The organism is Bradyrhizobium sp. CCBAU 51627 (assembly GCF_028128765.1).
Classification (GTDB): domain Bacteria; phylum Pseudomonadota; class Alphaproteobacteria; order Rhizobiales; family Xanthobacteraceae; genus Bradyrhizobium.
On the sequence record NZ_LBJG01000003.1, the window covers coordinates 38,058 to 57,040 of the forward strand.

Sequence of the window (18,983 nt, forward strand, 5' to 3'; positions counted from 1 at the left end):
GATGCTAATTGAAACCCTATTTCTCAAGAGTCGCAGCGGACGGCTCGATGTACTAGCCGGAGCTATCAGCGCTGCTGCGCGTGATTGCCGTGGCGTCGCGGCCATCGAATTCGGGATCATGGTCCCATTACTGTCTCTCATGGTCGTTTCGGTGACTGACATTGGGCTTGCGGTCTATCGCAAGATGCAGGTTGAGGACGCGGCGCAAGCAGGCGCGCAATACGCAATCATTCACGGCTTCGATGCGAATGGCATTTCCAGCGCGGTGACGAGCGCAACGAATTCTACAGCCATCACGGCCTCACCTGGGCCGGTTCAATTTTACGGCTGCCCGACAAGCGCGGGGGTGAGCATCGTGAGCGCCGGCACAATCTGCGCAAGCGGCGCGCAGGCCGGAACATATGCGACCGTTTCGGCACAAGCGACGTACTATACGCTGATCAACTACCAGATTGTCGCGGCTACCTACACCTACAGTGCACAATCCACGACGAGGCTACAGTGAGAATCGCAGCGATATGGGCAGACAATCGAGCGACATCTGCGCTGGAATTTGCTCTGACTGCTCCCGTCTTTTTTCTGTTTCTATTTGGGATCATCGAGTTCGGATTATTGTTTTGGACTCAGCTTGGTCTTCAACATGGGACCGAAATGGCGGCGCGCTGTGCTACCGTCAACCCGACGCTTTGCCCGAGCGGAAACGCCGTTACGAGTTATGCCGCTCAACAGGCGTTCGGCCTTACTCTGCCGGCTCAAACATTCACCTATTCGACCCCCGCCTGCGGCAATCAAGTCAGCGCAAGTTATGCATTTCAATTTCCGCAAGTGCTCAATCTCTCGCCAATGACTCTGACGGCACAGGCGTGCTTTCCGAGTTGAGTTCACCGCCTGCAGCCGTCATTGGGCAGAACGGCATTGCGGAATGTTTCGTGTCTTGTCCCGCGCTGCCGCGCGTGACCGCTCGCTCTTCTGGACCTCTGGCTCATTGGAGCCGCCGCTACTGCCTCGACACTCTCTGCTGCCCGCGCTGTACTTACCGAGAAATACTCGACCTCGGTCCCAAACAACGAGCGGCCAAAGCAACATTGGGCGGCCCAGAATGGTGATCGAGTGCTCGGCGAGCCGCCGATCGCGCGCCTAAGGGCTCCACACAAGTCCGCAGCGGGTCACAAGCAGCAATACCCTGATTGAGCATAACAATTCTGCTAAACTCCAGAAAGCCGACACTGCGTCCGTGCCTTCCTCACGGGTGGACCATGGTTACCAACCGTACGCCGATCAACCGTCCGCCGCGCTGGCAGATCACGCCGCGCGCGGTCAAACTGTTCAAGCAGATGCAGGGCTGCGATGGCGAACTCTAGCAGCAACTGCACAACGAGTTGCACGATCAGCTGCAGCTCAAGCCGTGGCAGTGGCCTACAATCATCGATCCGGACGATGGCGAGAGCGTCTATCCGCCGGACACGGGCGGCGGGCAATGGCATCCGCAGGCGCAAGCGCTCTGGAGAAAGTTGGAGCGAAGGGCGGTGGTGTGAACGCCGGATGGATGCGCACGGACAAAATTTATAGGAGCACCGTCTAGTATCGACGCTTGCCGTCTATGCTTACCGCGCGAGAACTGTTCGCCCGCGCCGAGGAGCTTGAGGCGCGCGCCAAACAATTGACTCATCCATCGACGACGTTGTCGCGGCTCGACTCCGCGCAGAACTTGCGGCGCGTCGCGGCTCGACTGAAGCGGATCGAGGACGACCCGATGTTCCGGATGTTCATTGGGCGGTGTGAGGATTGAAGGAGCACGAATGTGCGGTGCCACTGGAAGCGCGTGCAGCCCGGGCGAGCGCGGTCAGCGTAGCCGACGTTCAGGGCTCGTTAGAGCGTGGAGGAGTTTACCCGCTGCCCCATCTGGTGGGAGGAGTCGTCTAGCAACTGGTGGAGGGCTTCAAAATTTGCCAGCAGGCGAGTCGCGTGCACACGTTCTGATGATCCTTCAACAAAACTGTCGCGCAAGTTTCGTTGCCGATGGATGCGATCCCGACTCGCTGCGGCGCGCGTTTTCTGCAAATTCGAGCTGATCATGGGTTAGCTTGTCTTCTTCCTCGATCAGCAGCTTGAACGATGCGGCTTCGATTTTCCGACGCGAGATCGCTGCCATTCAGAATACCGAGGTAGTGATCGATGTTGCTGCGAGCGATGTACCTATGCATGACACAGCTCCCCTGCTGCCAGTGGCAGGGTGCCACCACAGAACCCCAGTGGTAAGGGGCGGCCTATGAAGGCATGAGCCTTCCGAATGCTATTCCGCCAGCAGATCTGCCCCTTTCAGCCCGCTGGAACGTCCCCGACTCGTGCAGCTCGATCCAGCCGCGCTCGCGGGCGAGCGCGATGCCTGCGCGCTCGCCGCTGCCGCCCATCTTGAGGAATTGCGCATTGACCAGCTCGATGAAGATGCGGATACCGCTGGCGATCTCGACCCAATCCGGCCGCATGTCCGCCCTTCGTGCGCCCGATTTTGAACGAACGGACCGGGTTGCTTGGGCGCGGAATTAGAGATGAAGAGGAGATCATCGTGACGAAGTTAGCCAAGCTTATTGCAGTAGCCGCCATCCCAGCGTTGTTGATCGCAGCGTCCGGTCCGTCGTTCGCTGGCGGAGGTGGTGGGGGCGGAGGCGGTGGTGGCGGTGGTGGTGGCGGTGGCGGCGGCGGCGGTGCGGGAGCAGGTGCTGGAGGCGGCGGAGGAGCAGGTGCCGGAGGAGGCGCGGGAGTAGGCGGAGCAGGAGTTGGCGCCGGTGCGGGATCGGGCCATGGCGGCGCAAGTGCGGGACATGGCGGCGCAGCCGCTACGGGCCATGGGGTATCGACCACCCCGGGGCATGCGATGCAAGCGGCTTATCCAAGCCCGCAGACGCGTGGCGGGCATCATGGTGCATCGGGCTTTAGTCCGGGACATGCGATGCAAACGGCATTTCCGACACCGCAGACTCGCGGCGCCAATCAAGGCGCGTCGAGTGTCGCTCCCGGTCAGCAGCGGTAGTGACGAAAAAAGCCTCTGCCATATGCAGGGGCTTTTACTTTTGAGAGTGTGACCAAGCTTTTGCAGCGTGCCGTAGCGTCGTCCCACGCCACCGCGTGTTCTTCCTTCTCGACCCGCGCATCACGATCCTGAGCGATTCATCCGCTAACGGGCGCTGCAACGCCTTCGCCTGATCTCTCAGTGCACGCATCCGTCGCGCTCGTATCCGTCCTGCACTGGCTCGATGCCGGCGGCGATCTCGACCAGCTTGCGGGCGACGGTGGCAGGATCGGCGAGGGGGCGGGCAGCGGCGTGCTTCATGGCGGGTATCGATGCGCTGAGTCGAAACCAAATCAGCCGACCAGCCAAAGTGATGCCGGCCGCTAGCGGTCGGCTTTCAGCTGCCGTGCGATTACAGCGTTCGCTTCTCGGATAGCGCGACCTTCGTCTCCGGTTCGCTCCAGGCAATCGTTGGCGATCTTTGCCCAAAGCTCCTTCAATTCCCACGTTGTCGCCTTGTGCGTGTGCCTTTCGGCATCATTCGCTGACCATGGCATTTGATCAAACTCCCTTGCCCATCTCGCGAGCCGCTTCCGGTACAGCCTCAAGCCCATCCCAAGCCGCCCGCGCAATCTCTCGCGCCGCTCCAGCGCCACATCGCGCGTCAGCACCTCCGGCCGCAGGCGCCGGCTCGGCAGGTCGTCCCAGTAAAAATAGCGGCTCGGCCGACCATCGCCGTACCGCACCTCGAAGCTGCCGCAGTCAGGCACAGCCCGTGCTTTATGAGGCGGATCGAAGTGATCTTCGGGGCCTGCATGCCGCTCATCAAAGCGACGCAAGACCACGCGGATCACGCCCTCGGTTCGTTCAAGACGCAGAAGGAGGCGATCGATTGGGCAAAGAAGAATGGTCACTCGCCCCGCGTCGCAAGGGTTCGACATCTGAACGATAAGAAAAAGCCAGATCACTGGCGTGCGGTTTAGCCAGTCAGCGGTCGAACAGAGAAACGCTGGTACAGTTGGGTGGGCTCGAACCACCGACCTCCTGTTCCACAGACAGGCGCTCTAACCAACTGAGCTACAACTGCATCCTTGCGAGCCGCGCCTTGGGCGCCCTGATAAGGGCCTGATGCCGAGGGGGCTGGACGGGGCGGAAACTAGGTGCAACGGGGGTTTTTGGCAAGGCCGCAGAGGGGCGAAAAACCTGGGTAAATCACGTTTCAGCGTCGCGGCCCTGGGGCTGTTGCGCTCAAATTCGCCCGCATGCTGCGAGAGTCCCCTAGAGAAGGGAGCCCTCTCCCGGCCTCTCCCGCCGAGCGGGAGAGGTGAAGAAAAAACCCGGGCCGTTGGGCCCGGGTTCTTGATTTGGTCGATCCGCCGTTTTGATCAGGCGGCGGGCGGATAGAGCTTCGAGGCGCCGGCCTTGATCGGCTCGGCGGTCTCGGTGGCGATGCGCTGGGTCAGCTCGACGAGCTCCTTGGCCTGGGCCTGGAAGGTCTCGAGCTGGGTCTTGGCGTGGCCGGTCCAGAGCTGGAAGGCGTCGGCCGGCGATTTGGTGCCGAGCAGCTCCTGGGCGAAGTCGAGATGAGCCGTGGTGTTGGCCTTGGCGAACTCCATCAGCTTGGCGGTGTAGTCGCTCACGCCCTTGCTGGCCGACGCGAACACGGCCTCGACGGTGCCGTTGTGGGTTTCGGCGGCGTCCTTGAACTTGGCGTAGGTCTCGCGGGCCTGCGACACGCCCTTCTCGGCGAACGCACGCATCTGCTCGGGAACCTCGAACGGGATGATCGAGGCAGAAAACGGATCAGTCGCACCTGTCATGGTTGGTCCCTCACGATAATGAAAAAATGGAGTGAGCCTTCTGGCGCGCCCGCCGGCCCAACCTGGGGCCATTTCTTGTTACGAGGTGGCGGGTACGAAAGACTGGATACGCAAAACAAACGAGATGTCTCGTCCAGCGCCCAGCATTGTCGCTGCCTAACATGTCAACATTGTGCAGCGCAATGCGAGTCTGCGGTGCGTTGCGATAATTTAATCTCGGAGAGGATGAGGTTCCCCGGCCAGGGAACCAGGGGTTGAGGGGCATTTCAGGTGCGCGATCGCGCATCGCAAGCCAAAGCACCCCACTCTGTCCTCCACCCTTGTGGGGTCCGAGGCGAGCGAAGCTCGCTCTCGAGGTCAGGGAGGGGTGCCCACGCGGGGATTCTTTCGGTTGGGCTGCTGCGATCCGTGCATCTGCAAGCGACACCGTTTGCTGGGCTACCCCTCTCCCTGGCCCTCCCCCACAAGGGGGGAGGGAACGCACCTTTTTCCGGGTGACTATCGTGCCTCAAAAGATGGCCGGGCTAATGCTTCGCCTTGGTCGCGTCGATCGCTGTGCGGCTGACGAGCTGGCCCATTTCGCTGGCCTGCTCGGTGAGCGCGCGCATCTGGGCCTGGACGTATTCGCTGTGCAGCCGCATCACCTCGGTCAGGTCCTTGGCGTGAAGCAGCGACTGGGCGTAGTCGAGCGAGGCCTGCACGTTGCTCTCGGCAAAGGCGATCGCCCTGGCGCCGATGTCCTTGGCGCCGGCACGCAGGGAGGCGCCGCGCTCTTCGAGCGAGCCGGCGGCGGCCTCGGCGTTGGCGAGCAGTTTGTCGAAGGCATCGCGCGCCTGTTTGAAGCTCGATTCCGCCATGTTCCGCATCTCAGGGGAAAGCTCGAAACGGTCGTGGGACTGATCGGTCATGGGCTGTCACTCCTTCTTCTTCCTTGCCTGTCCTGTTGTTTTGCCGGTCATTTCGACCGTTCCCAGGCCCGCGCAGAAGACTAGCCGACGACGGTATTGGCGGTATGACGCCCGGCGCGCCCAGCGGATTCCTGCGGATGCAACGACCGGGCGGCTTGCGGGTTCAGCCACATTAAGGTTATCGCGGCATTAGGACACCCTCATGGGCCGGGGCCGTGGACCTGCCCGCGCCCACGGGCGATACTAACCCTTTCTTAAGGCTGCCATTCCAGGCAAGCCCGATGTGAAGCGTGACAGCGAGACCTAAAGCCTGCCGATGACCAATTCGGATTTCCAGTTGCGAGGCGTCGGCGATCCCAGGCTGTCCGTGCATGCGACCTCACCTCTCCCCGCCTGGCTCTGGTCGCCCGACGGCGCGAGGGTGCTGTGGGCCAATCCGGTCGGCGCAAAATTCTTCGGCGCGGCCAACGCGGCAGCGCTCGCGCAAAAGACGTTCGGACCGGCCGACGGCCATCGCCGCCAGGTCGCGCAGCTCGGTCGGCGGCTGTCGGCGAGCGGCGCGGTCAGGCTGGAGCGGCTGCGCGGCTTCGGCGCAGGGCTCGGTGCGCTGATGACCTGCGCCTGCGCGCGAATCTCGTTTGCCGACGGCAGCGAAGGCGTGCTCGTCACCGCGATGGCTGCGACCGCGCGCAGCATGCCGCTGGTCGAGCGGCTGCATCGCCTGGTCGACGGTGCGGCGGTGCCGATGGCGGCGTTCGCACCCGACGGCATGTTCGCCGGCGCCAGCGAGGCGGCGCGCTCCCTGCTCGGCTTTCGCGATCTCGGTGATGCCGGGCTCGAACAGGCGCGCAGCGATGCGCTGGCAAAAGGCCGCGTCGAGATGCCTATCGGCATCGGCAAGATGGTGCTGCAACGGGTCGGCGTCGGCAGCGATGTCGGTCTGGTCGCGCTGATCGAGCCCGCGGCGGCGCAGGCGGCGCCTGAAGCGGAAAGCGTGCCGGAGGCTGCGCCTGAGGCACCGCTCGAGCCGGCGCCACAGGCGATGCCATCGGCGAGCGCGCATGATGCCGGCATCGCGCTGTTCGATCCGTTTGCCGAAACCCCCGAGACGCCGCCGCCGACCGAAACGTCCGAGACGCCGGCGCCGACCGAGACGCCTGTGCCGACAGCCGAACCGGCCGCCGAAGCCGCAGTGGAAACGCCGGTCGAAAACCCGGCCGCAGCCATCGTGCCGCCGCAAGCTGCGCCGATCACCTCAACCATGGTCGAGCCGCAGCCCCACGCGGAGACACCGCGCCTGCATCCGCTGCGCTTCCTCTGGCAGGTGGACGCGGAGGGACGCTTTGTGCTCGGCTCGGACGAGTTCATCCGCCTGATCGGCGCGCACACCGCGGCCCGCTTCGGCCGGCCCTGGCGCGAGATATCCGAGGAATTTTCGCTCGATCCCGACGGGCGCGTCGCGCAGGCACTCGCCAGCCACGACACCTGGGCCGGCATCACCGTGAACTGGCCGGCCGACGGCGGCGAGCATCTGCCAGTCGAGCTTGCCGGCCTGCCGGTCTACGACGCCGAGCGCAACTTTGCCGGCTTCAAGGGCTTTGGCGTTTGCCGCGATCTCGATGCGCTCAACCGGCTCGATGCGCTCCGCCGGTACGAAATGCTCGCCGAGCCGACCGCGCAGCACGGCTTTTCCGCGGAGGCGGTCGAGCCAGGTCCCGAACCCGAAGCGCCGCCGGTCGAGCCCTCGCCGCCGTCCGAGCCTGAACCGCCAACGGCAACCGAACCCGAACCGCCCGCACCAGCAACCGAAGCGAATTCACACCCAACCGATCCGGAAACGCCAGTGGAAACGCCTCCGAATGTCGTGCCCTTCCGCGCCCCCGGTGACCCCAGGTCACAAGGTGACCAGAGGCCACCGACGCTGACGCCGGTCGAGAACAGCGCGTTCAACGAGCTGGCGCGGCAATTGTCCGAGCGGCTCGAACGCGAGCGCGAGCAAATGGCCGCGGCCGAGCCGCCGGCGGACGAGATCGCATCCGAATCGCCGATGCTGCACGAAGCGGTCATCACAGAGCCCGAGATATCGGAGCTTGAGGCGCCGCCCGCAGCGGCCGAATGGCTGGACGAGCCGGCGCCGCCCGCGCGCGGCAACAGCGCACGCGACCGCACGCTGCTCGATCTGATGCCGACGGGCCTGCTGATCTACCGGCTCGATCGCCTGCTCTACGCCAACCCCGCCTTCCTCGCGCGCATGGGCTATGCCGACCTCGCCGCGCTGGAAGAAGCCGGCGGACTCGATGCGCTCTATGTCGAGCCGGGCGTCTCCGCGGCCAGCAGCACCTCGCAATCGGGCACGCCGGTGACGATCAGCACGGCCCTTGCCAACGGGGAAGCGCCGCCGGCGACGACGGACGCGCACCTGCACACGATCGACTGGAACGGCGAGAGCGCCCATGCACTGATCTGCGCGCTGCCGCAAGTAGCGCCTGTCGTCGTTGCGCCCGTGGCCGCGCCGCCCGTCGCCGCCGAGACCGATGTCGACGAGCCCGTCATCTTCGCGCCCGAGCCGGAAGCCGGCGATGCCGATGCGGAAGATCTCGCCGCGATCCTCGACACCACCGCCGAGGGCATCGTGATGTTCGATGCCGAAGGCAACATCCACGCCTGCAACCGCAGCGCCGAGGCACTGTTCGGCTATGACGGCGAGGCGCTGCTGCAGCAGAATCTGCTGACGCTGTTCGCGCCCGAGAGCCAGCAGATCGTCATGGACTATCTCGAAAGCATCAGGAGCCAGGACATCGCGAGCCTGCTCGACCACGGCCGCGAGGTGCTCGGCCGCGAGAAGAAGGGCGGCGTGCTGCCGCTCGCCATGATCATGGGCCGCACGCGGCCGGACGGTCCGAACTTCTTCGCCGTGTTCCGCGACCTCTCGCACACGAAGAAGGGCGAGAGCGAGCTGACGCAGGCGCGGCGCCTGGTCGACGGCGCAGCCAACGCGAAAGCCGACATGCTGGCGCGGATCAGCCACGAGATCCGCACGCCGCTCAACGCCATCATTGGCTTTGCCGAGGTGATGATCTCCGAACGCTTCGGCGCGCTCGGCAACGAGCGCTACAGCGAATACATGAAGGACATCCGCGCCTCCGGCGAGCGCGTGATCACCATCATTGACGATCTCCTGGAGCTGTCGCGGATCGAAACCGGCAAGCTCGATCTGAATTTTGCGAATTTGAATCTCAACGACCTCGTCGAGGCCTGCGTCGCGGTGATGCAGCCGCAGGCCAATCGCGAGCGCATCATCATCCGCACCTCGCTCGCGCATGCGCTGCCGCAGGTGACGGCGGACGCGCGCGCGCTGCGGCAGGTGACGATGAATTTGATCTCGAACTCGATCCGCCTCGCCAGCGCCGGCGGCCAGGTCATCGTCTCGACCGCGCTCAACGATCGCGGCGAGGTGGCCTTGCGGATCCGCGACACCGGCCACGGCCTCAGCGAAACGGAAGTCGCCGCCGCGATGGAGCCGTTCCGCACCCCGCCGCCGGGCGACGCCGCGGACAGTTCGGCGCTCAGCCTGTCGCTGACGAAAGCGCTGGTCGAAGCCAACCGCGCCAGGTTCAACATCAAGAGCGCCGGCCAGGGCACGCTGATCGAGGTGACGTTCGCGGCGGTCACGGCGAGCGCGTGAGGGGCCTCAATCTCTCCCCGTAACAACGGAGCGAAGGATTGAGAGAGCGACGTGTCCCCCAACAAAAAGGGCACGGCTTGCGCCATGCCCTTCGCAAGTCAGACCGCGGATCGCCTCAGCTGTAGATCTCGAACAGGCCGGCGCCGCCCTGACCGCCGCCGATGCACATGGTCACGACGCCCCACTTCGCCTTGCGCCGCGCACCTTCCTGGAGCAGGTGGCCGGTGAGGCGCGCGCCGGTCATGCCGAAGGGATGGCCGATCGCGATCGAACCGCCATTGACGTTGTACTTCTCGGGGTCGATGCCGAGCTTGTCGCGCGAATAGAGGCACTGGCTGGCGAAGGCCTCGTTGAGCTCCCAGAGATCGATGTCGTCGATCTTCAGGCCATGACGCTTCAGCAGCTTCGGCACGGCGAAGATCGGGCCGATGCCCATCTCGTCCGGCTCGCAGCCCGCGGCAGCCCAGGCGACGAAGCGGCCGAGCGGCTTGAGGCCACGCTTCTCGGCGTCCTTGGCTTCCATCAGCACCACGGCGGCAGCGCCGTCGGAGAGCTGGCTGGCATTGCCGGCGGTGACGTATTTGCCCGGGCCCCTCACCGGCTCGAGTTTTGCCAAGCCTTCCAGCGTGGTCTCGGGCCGGTTGCATTCGTCGCGATCGACGACGTAGTCGACGATGCTCTCGGCCTTGGTCGCCTTGTCGACGACCTTCATCCTGGTCTTCATCGGGACGATCTCGTCCTTGAACTTGCCGGCCTGTTGCGCGGCCGCCATGCGGCGCTGCGATTCCAGCGAATATTCGTCCTGGTATTCGCGGCTGAGCTTGTAGCGCTCCGCGACAATGTCGGCGGTATCGATCATGGCCATGAAGATGTCGGGCGCGGTCTTCAGCAACTCCGGATCGACAGCTTCCTTGGGCAGAGGACCGCCGGGAATCGAGATGCTCTCGACGCCGCCCGCGACGATGCAGTCGGCGCCGTCGGAGCGGATCGAGTTCGCGGCCATGGCGATGGTCTGCAGCCCCGAGGAGCAGAAGCGGTTCACCGAGACGCCAGCGGTCGATTTCGGCAGGCCGGCGAGCAGCGCCGCCTGGCGACCGATGTTCGGCGCGCCATGGGCGCAATTGCCGAGATAGCAGTCCTCGACATAATCCTTCTCGACGCCGGCGCGCTCCACCGCATGATGAATGGCGTGCGCCGCGAGCGACATCGGCGGCGTGATGTTGAACCCGCCGCGGCCGGATTTCGCGAGGCCGGTGCGCGCATAGGAAACGATGACAGCTTCACGCATTGTTTTCTCCCTTTCAAATCTTGGTACGGAGGCGTCCTAGCCGCCATTGGTACACAAAGTTTGGAGACCTCGGCAAAATAAAACGCCGCCTCCGATGAAGGAGACGGCGTTGTTCCGCGGGTCGGAATTTCTTTGGACGTCACAAGCCTACCCACTCGTCATGCCCGGCTTGTCCCGGGCATCCGCGTCCGCCTACACGCGGGCGCGCGTGGATGGCCGGGACGAGCCCGGCCATGACGCCGTGGCAGGATCAGAACGTCAGCGCCTTGACCTGCTTGACCTGCGGCAGGGTCGCCACCTTGGCGAGCAGGTCCGCCGGCACCGCACCGTCGACCTCGACCAGCGCAATGGCATCGCTGCCGGGCGCGACGCGGCCGAGATGGAAGGTGGCGATATTGAGCTTGGCGTCGCCGAGCAGGCTTGCGAACTTGCCGATGAAGCCCGGCTTGTCCTCGTTGGTGACGTAGATCATCGACTTGCCGAACTCGGCATCGACGCGAATGCCCTTGACGTCGACCAGCCGCGGCTTGCCGTCGTGATAGACGGTGCCGGAGACCGAGCGCTCCTGGCGTTCGGTGGTGACCGTGACGGTGATCAGGCTCTCATAGTCACTCTGCGCGGCGCGCGTCACCTCGTCCACTACCATGCCGCGCTCCTTGGCGACGACGGGCGCGGACACGACGTTGACCTCACCCAGCATCGGCCGCAACAGGCCAGACAGCACCGCGGAAGTCAGGGCCTTGATCTTCATTTCGGCGACCTGGCCCTCATAGGTGATCGTGACCTTCGAGATGCCGGTCTCGGTGAGCTGGCCGGCGAACGAGCCGAGCTTCTCGGCAAGCGCAATGAACGGTTTCAGCTTCGGCGCTTCTTCCGCGGTGATGGACGGGAAGTTGATCGCGTTGGAGATCGCGCCGGAGATGAGGTAATCCGACATCTGCTCGGCGACCTGGAGCGCGACGTTCTCCTGCGCTTCCGTGGTGGAAGCGCCGAGATGCGGCGTGCAGATCACGTTGGGATGGCCGAACAGCACGTTCGATGTCGCGGGCTCCTCGACGAACACGTCGAAGGCCGCGCCCGCGATGTGCTTGGAATTGAGCGCATCGACCACGGCCTGCTCGTCGACGAGACCGCCGCGCGCGCAATTGATCAGGCGCACGCCCTTCTTCATCTTGGCGATCGCGGCCGCGTCGATGATGTTCCTGGTCTTCTCGGTCAGAGGCGTATGCAGCGTGATGAAATCGGCGCGCTTGAGCAGGTCGTCGAGCTCGACCTTCTCGACGCCGATGTCCTTGGCGCGCTCCGGCGACAGGAACGGGTCGAACGCGATCACCTTCATGCGCAGGCCAAGCGCGCGGTCGGCGACGATCGAGCCGATGTTGCCGCAACCGATGACGCCGAGCACCTTGCCGGTGATCTCGACGCCCATGAAGCGGTTCTTCTCCCACTTGCCGGCCTGGGTCGAGGCGTCGGCCTGCGGAATCTCGCGGGCCAGCGCCAGCATGAGCGTGATCGCATGCTCGGCGGTGGTGATCGAATTGCCGAACGGCGTATTCATCACGATGATGCCCTTGGCGGTTGCCGCGGGAATCTCGACATTGTCGACGCCGATGCCGGCGCGGCCGATCACCTTGAGGTTGGTGGCCTTCTCCAGGATCTTGGCGGTCGCCTTGGTCGCGGAGCGGATCGCAAGGCCATCGTAATTGCCGATGATCTCGGCGAGCTTGTCCTTGTCCTTGCCGAGATTGGGCTGGAAGTCGACTTCGACGCCGCGATCCTTGAAGATCTGCACGGCAGCGGGCGAGAGTGCGTCGGAAATGAGAACTTTGGGTTTGGTCATGGGGATGTGTCCTTCACACCCTCCCCTGGAGGGGGAGGGTCGGCGCGAAGCGCCGGGATGGGGTGAAGCCGCGGAAAGAAAATCGCCGGTGCGCCGTGTGGAGAGATCACCCCACCCCGCCGCACCGTCTTGTTTGAGCATGATCTGGTCGGAAAACCGGAGACCACTTTTCCGGATCATGCTCGCCGGCGCGTCGACCCTCCCCTACCAGGGGAGAGTAAGAACTCAGGCCGCCTTGGCGAGCGCGGCCTTGGTCTCGGCAAATGCCCAGTCGATCCACTGCGTCAGCAGTTCGACGTCCTTTGCTTCCACCGTGGCGCCGCACCAGATGCGCAGGCCCGCCGGCGCATCGCGGTAGTAGGCGAAGTCGTAGCCGGCGCCTTCCTTCTCGACGAGAGCAACCAGCCTCTTGGAGAAATCGGCCTGCGCGTCGTCCGAAAGCGAGGTGATGGCGGGATCGGTGAACTTCAGGCACACCGAGGTGTTGGAGCGGATCGCGGCATCCTTGGCCAGGAAGTCGATCCAGGGCGTCTTCGCCTTCCAGTCGGCCAGCACCTTGGTATTGGCGTCGGCACGCGCGATCAGAGCCTTGAGGCCGCCGATCGACTTGGCCCAGTTCAACGCGTCGAGATAATCCTCGACGCAGAGCATCGACGGCGTGTTGATGGTTTCGCCGACGAAGATGCCTTCGTTGAGCTTGCCACCCTTGGTCATGCGGAAGATCTTCGGCAGCGGCCAGGCCGGCTTGTAGGTCTCGAGCCGTTCCACCGCGCGCGGCGACAGGATCAGCATGCCGTGCGCGGCCTCGCCGCCGAGCGCCTTCTGCCAGGAGAAGGTGACGACGTCGAGTTTTGCAAAATCGAGCGGCTGCGCGAAGGCCGCAGACGTCGCGTCGCAAATCGTGAGACCTTCACGGGTCGCGCTGATCCAGTCGGCGTTCGGAACACGCACGCCGGAGGTGGTGCCGTTCCATGTGAAGACGACGTCGCTCTTGGGATCGACCTTGGAGAGATCGGGGATTTCACCGTAAGCCGCATTGAGCTTGGTGACGTCCTTGAGCTTCAATTCCTTGACGATGTCGCTGACCCAGCCTTCGCCAAAGGATTCCCAGGCGAGCGTGGTGACCGGCCGTGCGCCGAGCAGCGACCACAGCGCCATCTCGACCGCGCCGGTATCGGAGGCCGGCACGATGCCGATGCGGTAATCGGCGGGCACTTCAAGCACTTCGCGCGTCAGATCGATCGCGAGCTTGAGCTTGGTCTTGCCGACCTTCGCGCGATGCGAACGGCCGAGCGCTGCGTCCTTGAGATTTTGGGCGTTCCAGCCGGGGCGCTTGGCGCAGGGGCCGGAGGAGAAATGCGGCACGGTCGGCCGCGAAGCGGGCTTCGCTACAGTCATGATCTACCCTTCCAGATAGTAAGCCTCCCGTTGGGGGGAGGTGTCCCGCCGCGGCTGATACGGGAATCGGGCAGACCAGTCAAGAAACTTCCGGCGGCTCACGGTGGAGTGAAGGCAATTCCGGCGCGATATCCGGGGCTTCCACCGCGGCGAGTGCGTTCAGCAAGTCGGTGGCCTCGCTGATCAATTGCGCGGCACGGCGGCGGCTGCCGACTTTCAAAATGCACTTGTCATTGGCCTGCACAACGTAGTCGTTGCCGACCTTGATCATGGAATAGCTTGTCATCGAAAATCCCCGAACCGCCCGAGCCGGGTGTCTGACGCTGCGTAGCACCGTTCGTTCCTAGTTCCACGTGAACGACGAACGGGTAGTTTATCAGCTCTTAAGTTGAACGAATGCGCGATCCGAATTTGCTGATCGCGCAACAGCCGCGCCGCGCTGCCTCAAAAGCGGACAGTCATCCCGACATGACTCGCTGTGAATCCGAGCCGCTTATAAAAGCGCTGCGCATCCGTTCTCGTCTGATGCGTCAGCAGTTCGACCAGGTTGCAGCCGCGCGCTTTTGCTTCCGTCACGGCCCATTGCACCAATTGCTCGCCGATGCCGCGGCTGCGACAATCAGAGGCGACGCGGACGTCCTCGAGCAGGCCACGGATGCCGCCTTGCGAGCTGATGCCTGCCAGCACCGCGAGTTGCAGGCAGCCGACCACCCTGCCCTCGCTCTCGGCAACCACGAGCGCGAGATTGGGATCGCGCTCGACCCGCTCGAACGCCCGGTAATAGACGGCGGGAAGCGGATCCTCGATCCGCTCGCGCCCGCGGCCGAGATGATCGTCGGCGAGCATCGCCACGATCGCTGGCACATCCTCGCGGCGTGCGGGACGAATGGAGACGGATTTGACGTTCATTCGGAAACTCCAGACTCAGCGCGCCGGCGGCAGACCGAGAAAGACCTCGGCTTCGCCGACCCAGCGGCGAACGGCCGGATAGCGGCCGAGATCGAAGCCGCCTTCATGCGCAACGCGGGTATAGGCGAGCAGCGAGACGTCGGCGAGGGAAACCGCCTCACCTGCAAAGAAGCGACTGGTCGCAAGATGCTGCTCCATGCGGTCGAGCGCCGCATAGCCGCGCTTGACCTTGTCAGGATCGAGCTCGGAGACATCCTTGCCGAGATAGACGATGAGAAAGCGGCATACCGCGATATAGGGCTCGTGGCTGTACTGCTCCCAGAACAGCCACTCATCCATCTTGGCAGCCGCAAAGGCGTCGTGCGGGATCAGCGCGCTGTCACGGGCGAGATAGCGGATGATGGCATTGGACTGCGCCAAAGTGCGGCCGTCGTCGAAAGCAATGGTCGGCACCTGGCCGGCGCCGTTCATCCTCAGAAATTGCGGCGTGCGCGTCTCGCCCTTGCGGGTGTCGGTCTCGATCCAGCGATAGGGCAAGGCGAGGTGGTCGCAGACCCACTTCACCTTCAGACAATTGCCCGAATTGCTGTCGCCGTAAATCTGCATCGTCGCCGCCCCTTGTCGGGCGACAGAGCATCAGGGCACGGCGAACCTGTCAACTGCGGCGCAGCGAAGCGGCATCAGAACTTGTAGCCTAGCCCGACACGCGCATTGTTCAGCGTCACCGAGGTATTCATGACGGGCGAGAACTTCACGTATTCGTATTCCACGCGCGCAAACAAGCCTTCCCATATGCAATATTCGACGCCGAGGCCGGCGGTCCACCCCACTGCAAAGGCATTGGTCCGGTGCTGGCTCTGCGTCTGAGATTGCGCAGGAACGGGGTTCGGTCCGTTGGTCACGATCGTCGTGACGCCACCGACCGTCGTCGTCGTCACCTGGGTCAACGACACGTCGCTTGTCACGGTACGCGATACGTCCATACGGCCGACGGCAGCGCCGGCGAATGCATATGGCATGAAATCGCCGCCATCCCAGCCCACCCGGCCGCGGAGCGAGATCATGTCCTTGACTTGTGCCGCGGCGGTACCGGTCAACTTTACGTTCCAATGATCAGTCACGTTGTCGGGGTGAACGTCCCCGGCGGGATTGATGATGTCGAGTTGGTTGGAGCCGCTGGTCTGCGTGTAGAGGTTGTTGAAATAACTATAAGTGCCCTCGAGACCGAGAATGGCATCGTACCATTGCCAGTTGCGGCCGACGAAGGCGCCAAAATTCGTGCTCTGCGTGGTGGTCTTGTTCATGAGCGACCAGCTTGCCGTCGGCTGCTGAAGCACGCTGTCGCGGAAGATGAAGTTGGTCAGACCGACCACGCTCTGGCTGAAGTCGGTCGTATCGGTCGTGTATCCGCCATGGACGCCGAAATAGGCGCCGTCCCAATTGTGGGAGGTCCTGGACAGGCCGTCGGTGAAGCCGCCGCGCAGGACGGGCAGATCCGGCATGTCGGCCGCGTGTGCGGCGGACATCGATCCGAACACCGCCGCCACCAACCAAAGCCTACGCATTGCAACGCTCCATCGAACTCGAACTCTCGAGCCTGATCATGGCCCGTTAACCTTAACCAATGGTTGCGTCTGACGTTCTCGTCGCCGCCCGCCATGAAAAAAATGCAAAGCAAAACGGCGCGGGATGATCCCGCGCCGTTAAGAGACGTTAAGCGATGAGGCTTGCGATCAGCCCTTGGTGACGAGCGGCGGCGGCGCGTAGACCGGCGGGCTGTTGAGATCCCAGCGCACGCCGAGCTTGAGGTCGTGCGAGGTAAGATCCTTAAGCTTGATCGAGGTCGGGCCGGAAGCGCTGTTGTCGAACAGGCGGAAGTTGCCGGGCGCCGCATCACCGAGATTCATGTAGCTGTAGGCCAGTTCGACCGTGAACCCGGGATTGACCTTGTAAGCGAGACCGGCGTGAGCGGCCCAGGCGAAGTTCCACTTCCCGTTGTCGGCGTAGTAGGCGACGCTGTTGGCGAGGGGCGGCGTATTTCCGGCGGTGTACGACACGCCGTCGTCGCGGAAGCCGCTGATCTTGTTGTAGGAGCCGCCGACACCGGCACCGATGAACGGAGTGATGCACCACCACGTGCCGAGATCGACATAGGCGTTGGCCATGACGACCCACTCGGACTTGCTGCCACTGTAATTGTTGGAGCCCACGAAACCGGGCCCGATGACGTTGTCGGCTCCATGCAGGGTGGCCTTGCCCCGGTATTGGCCGGTCACGTCGGCGCGGAACCAGTTATTGAAGCGATAGCCGGCGCCGAGGTCGAACAGCGGCGAGGAGTCGAAGCCGAGTCCCTCGGTCGTCTTCGTAAACCCGGGCCCGACAGCGCCCTCAATGCTCTTCGCGCTCTGATTCGTCATGCCGACGTCGCCGCGCAGATACCAGCCGCCGAAGTCCGCGGGCGGAGCGGGCGGCGCGTACATGGGTGGCGGCGCCGCGATCGGCATATCGGCGGCGAACGCCATCGACGAGATCAGGGATGCCGCACCCGCGGCAAGGAGAGACTTAACGCTACGCATTGGCATCGTCCTTATGGCCGGTGAGGCAAAATACGAGCGCCTCACGTTCTGGAAACTCACGAGCCGGACGATGGCAGCAAATGCTTAAGCGCCACTTAACCCTAATTTTTAAGGTTGATTTTTCCTGACCCCACACGCGGATGCAGCGCAAGCGTTGCAAAGATGCAGCAGCTGCGCGCCGCAATTCCTAACGATGTGTGAAGCCGCAATGCAGCGAGACAGCATTTGTTAACGCGCGTGCCGCGGCAGCTTGGGCAGGAATACCGCAAGCAGCCCGATCGCCGGCAGATAGGCGCAGACCTGATAAACGAACTCGATCGAGGTGTGGTCGGCGAGCTTGCCGAGCACCGCGGCGCCCAGCCCGCCGATGCCGAAGGCGACACCGAAGAACACGCCGGAGATCATGCCGAAGCGATGCGGCACCAACTCCTGCGCGAACACGATGATCGACGAGGTCGTCGAGGAGATGATGAGGCCGATGATCACCGACAGCACCGCGCTGGCATAGAGCCCGGCAAAGGGCAACGCCAGCGTGAACGGCAGCGCGCCGAGGATCGAGATCCAGATCACGATCTTGCGGCCGAAGCGATCGCCGAGCGGCCCGCCGACGAACGCGCCGACCGCGTTCGCGGCGAGGAAGATGAAGAGATAGATCTGCGCGGTCTGCGTCGACACGCCGAAGCGATCAATCAGGTAGAAGATGTAGTAGCTCGACAGGCTGGAGACGTAGAGCTGCTTCGAGAACAACAGCGCCACCAGCACCAGCAGCGCGATCGCGACGCGGCGCGAACTCGGCGCGTCGGGGCGGGCCTGAATCGCCGCGGTCTTCTTCGCCTTGATCTGCGGCGCGTACCAGCGGCCGATCCGCCAGAGGATGACGATCGCAAGACCGGCGATCGAGGAGAACCAGGCGATACTGCCCTGCCCGAACGGCACGACGATAAGCGCGGCGAGCACCGGCCCCATCGAGGTGCCGAAACTGCCGCCGAGCTGGAACACCGATTGCGCAAAGCCGTAACGGCCGCCGGAGGCAAGCCGCGCGATGCGCGCCGATTCGGGGTGAAACACCGCCGAGCCGAGACCGACCAGCGCCGCGGCGATCAGGATGACGAGATATTGCTGGGCGATGCTGAGCAGCAGCAGGCCGAAGAAGGTCGAGGCCATGCCGATCGCCAGCGAATAAGGCTGCGCCTTCTTGTCGGTGTAGTGCCCGACCAGCGGCTGGAGCAGCGAGGCCGTGAACTGGAAGGCCAGCGTGATCATGCCGATCTGCGCGAAGTCGAGCGCGTAGGTGTCCTTCAGGATCGGATACACCGAGGCGATCAGCGACTGCATGGTGTCGTTGAGGAAGTGCGAGAAGCTGATGCCGGCGAGCACGATATAGGCCGGACCCGCGGCCGCCTTGGCTGCGGGCGCAATGCCGCTGACCACGACGGGCTCGGTCAGCGTTTCCTCTGAGGCGACGACTGGCTTGTTCAATGCAGCAATCCCGGCGCGGCAGATTGCCGCGACCTCACAGGTACGATGGGAGCGGCGGCCAAACCACCAC

The 18,983-nt window shown here is 63.9% G+C and carries 18 protein-coding genes and 1 tRNA gene; 3 read left to right on the forward strand and 16 right to left on the reverse strand.

Annotated features, from left to right (window positions below):
• The first annotated feature begins 1 nt into the window (after position 1).
• Together XH88_RS01570 and XH88_RS01575 are read left to right on the forward strand one after the other, a co-directional pair.
• Entirely contained in the window at positions 2–505 is a 504-nt protein-coding gene (locus tag XH88_RS01570; RefSeq protein ID WP_271613659.1) for a TadE/TadG family type IV pilus assembly protein, read from the forward strand.
• Positions 502–879 carry a TadE/TadG family type IV pilus assembly protein gene (locus XH88_RS01575; RefSeq protein ID WP_271613660.1) on the forward strand — a complete coding sequence of 126 codons (378 nt, stop codon included), beginning with the start codon at positions 502–504 and terminating at the stop codon, positions 877–879. Before XH88_RS01570 ends, XH88_RS01575 begins: the two co-directional genes overlap by 4 nt.
• A 1,108-nt stretch (positions 880–1,987) precedes the next feature.
• Here XH88_RS01575 and XH88_RS01580 read toward each other — a convergent pair.
• The 7 genes from XH88_RS01580 to XH88_RS01610 all read right to left on the reverse strand — a co-directional run bounded on the left by XH88_RS01580 (position 1,988) and on the right by XH88_RS01610 (position 5,738).
• The gene (locus XH88_RS01580; protein WP_271613661.1) at positions 1,988–2,152 is read right to left on the reverse strand and encodes a hypothetical protein; all 165 of its coding nucleotides are present in this window, start codon (positions 2,150–2,152) and stop codon (positions 1,988–1,990) included.
• Positions 2,153–2,267: 115 nt separating this feature from the next.
• Positions 2,268–2,486 carry a hypothetical protein gene (locus XH88_RS01585; RefSeq protein ID WP_271613662.1) on the reverse strand — a complete coding sequence of 73 codons (219 nt, stop codon included), beginning with the start codon at positions 2,484–2,486 and terminating at the stop codon, positions 2,268–2,270.
• A 722-nt stretch (positions 2,487–3,208) separates the two neighbouring features.
• Positions 3,209–3,331, reverse strand: a complete 123-nt coding sequence (locus tag XH88_RS01590; RefSeq protein ID WP_271613663.1) for a hypothetical protein — start codon at positions 3,329–3,331, stop codon at positions 3,209–3,211.
• Between the two features lie 62 nt (positions 3,332–3,393).
• A complete protein-coding gene (locus tag XH88_RS01595) occupies positions 3,394–3,924 on the reverse strand; it encodes a hypothetical protein (protein WP_271613664.1) in 531 nt (176 codons plus the stop codon).
• 96 nt (positions 3,925–4,020) lie between these two features.
• Positions 4,021–4,097 (reverse strand) — tRNA-His (locus XH88_RS01600).
• A gap of 298 nt (positions 4,098–4,395) precedes the next feature.
• Positions 4,396–4,830: a phasin gene (locus XH88_RS01605; protein ID WP_271613665.1), complete on the reverse strand. Its 435-nt coding sequence runs from the start codon at positions 4,828–4,830 to the stop codon at positions 4,396–4,398.
• A gap of 524 nt (positions 4,831–5,354) precedes the next feature.
• Positions 5,355–5,738: a phasin family protein gene (locus XH88_RS01610; RefSeq protein WP_271613666.1), complete on the reverse strand. Its 384-nt coding sequence runs from the start codon at positions 5,736–5,738 to the stop codon at positions 5,355–5,357.
• Positions 5,739–6,054: 316 nt separating this feature from the next.
• Between XH88_RS01610 and XH88_RS01615 the strand changes: the two genes are divergently transcribed.
• Positions 6,055–9,423 (forward strand): PAS domain-containing sensor histidine kinase, encoded by a 3,369-nt coding sequence (locus XH88_RS01615; RefSeq protein WP_271613667.1) that lies wholly within the window; start codon positions 6,055–6,057, stop codon positions 9,421–9,423.
• Positions 9,424–9,538: 115 nt separating this feature from the next.
• Here XH88_RS01615 and XH88_RS01620 read toward each other — a convergent pair whose 3' ends face one another.
• From XH88_RS01620 to XH88_RS01660, 9 genes are all read right to left on the reverse strand, one after another.
• Positions 9,539–10,711 carry a thiolase family protein gene (locus XH88_RS01620; protein ID WP_271613668.1) on the reverse strand — a complete coding sequence of 391 codons (1,173 nt, stop codon included), beginning with the start codon at positions 10,709–10,711 and terminating at the stop codon, positions 9,539–9,541.
• 250 nt (positions 10,712–10,961) lie between these two features.
• Positions 10,962–12,551: a phosphoglycerate dehydrogenase gene (gene serA / locus XH88_RS01625; protein ID WP_271613669.1), complete on the reverse strand. Its 1,590-nt coding sequence runs from the start codon at positions 12,549–12,551 to the stop codon at positions 10,962–10,964.
• 225 nt (positions 12,552–12,776) lie between these two features.
• Entirely contained in the window at positions 12,777–13,949 is a 1,173-nt protein-coding gene (locus XH88_RS01630; protein ID WP_271613670.1) for a phosphoserine transaminase, read from the reverse strand.
• Between the two features lie 79 nt (positions 13,950–14,028).
• On the reverse strand, positions 14,029–14,235 hold the full coding sequence (locus XH88_RS01635) for a hypothetical protein (RefSeq protein WP_271613671.1): 207 nt from the start codon (positions 14,233–14,235) through the stop codon (positions 14,029–14,031).
• A gap of 158 nt (positions 14,236–14,393) precedes the next feature.
• A complete protein-coding gene (locus XH88_RS01640; protein ID WP_271613672.1) occupies positions 14,394–14,858 on the reverse strand; it encodes a GNAT family N-acetyltransferase in 465 nt (154 codons plus the stop codon).
• A 15-nt stretch (positions 14,859–14,873) separates the two neighbouring features.
• Entirely contained in the window at positions 14,874–15,464 is a 591-nt protein-coding gene (locus XH88_RS01645) for a glutathione S-transferase family protein (protein WP_271613673.1), read from the reverse strand.
• A 74-nt stretch (positions 15,465–15,538) separates the two neighbouring features.
• Positions 15,539–16,423 (reverse strand): outer membrane protein, encoded by an 885-nt coding sequence (locus XH88_RS01650; RefSeq protein WP_271613674.1) that lies wholly within the window; start codon positions 16,421–16,423, stop codon positions 15,539–15,541.
• Positions 16,424–16,591: 168 nt separating this feature from the next.
• On the reverse strand, positions 16,592–17,434 hold the full coding sequence (locus XH88_RS01655) for an outer membrane protein (RefSeq protein ID WP_271613675.1): 843 nt from the start codon (positions 17,432–17,434) through the stop codon (positions 16,592–16,594).
• A gap of 228 nt (positions 17,435–17,662) precedes the next feature.
• Entirely contained in the window at positions 17,663–18,913 is a 1,251-nt protein-coding gene (locus XH88_RS01660; RefSeq protein WP_271613676.1) for an MFS transporter, read from the reverse strand.
• Between the last annotated feature and the right edge of the window lie 70 nt (positions 18,914–18,983).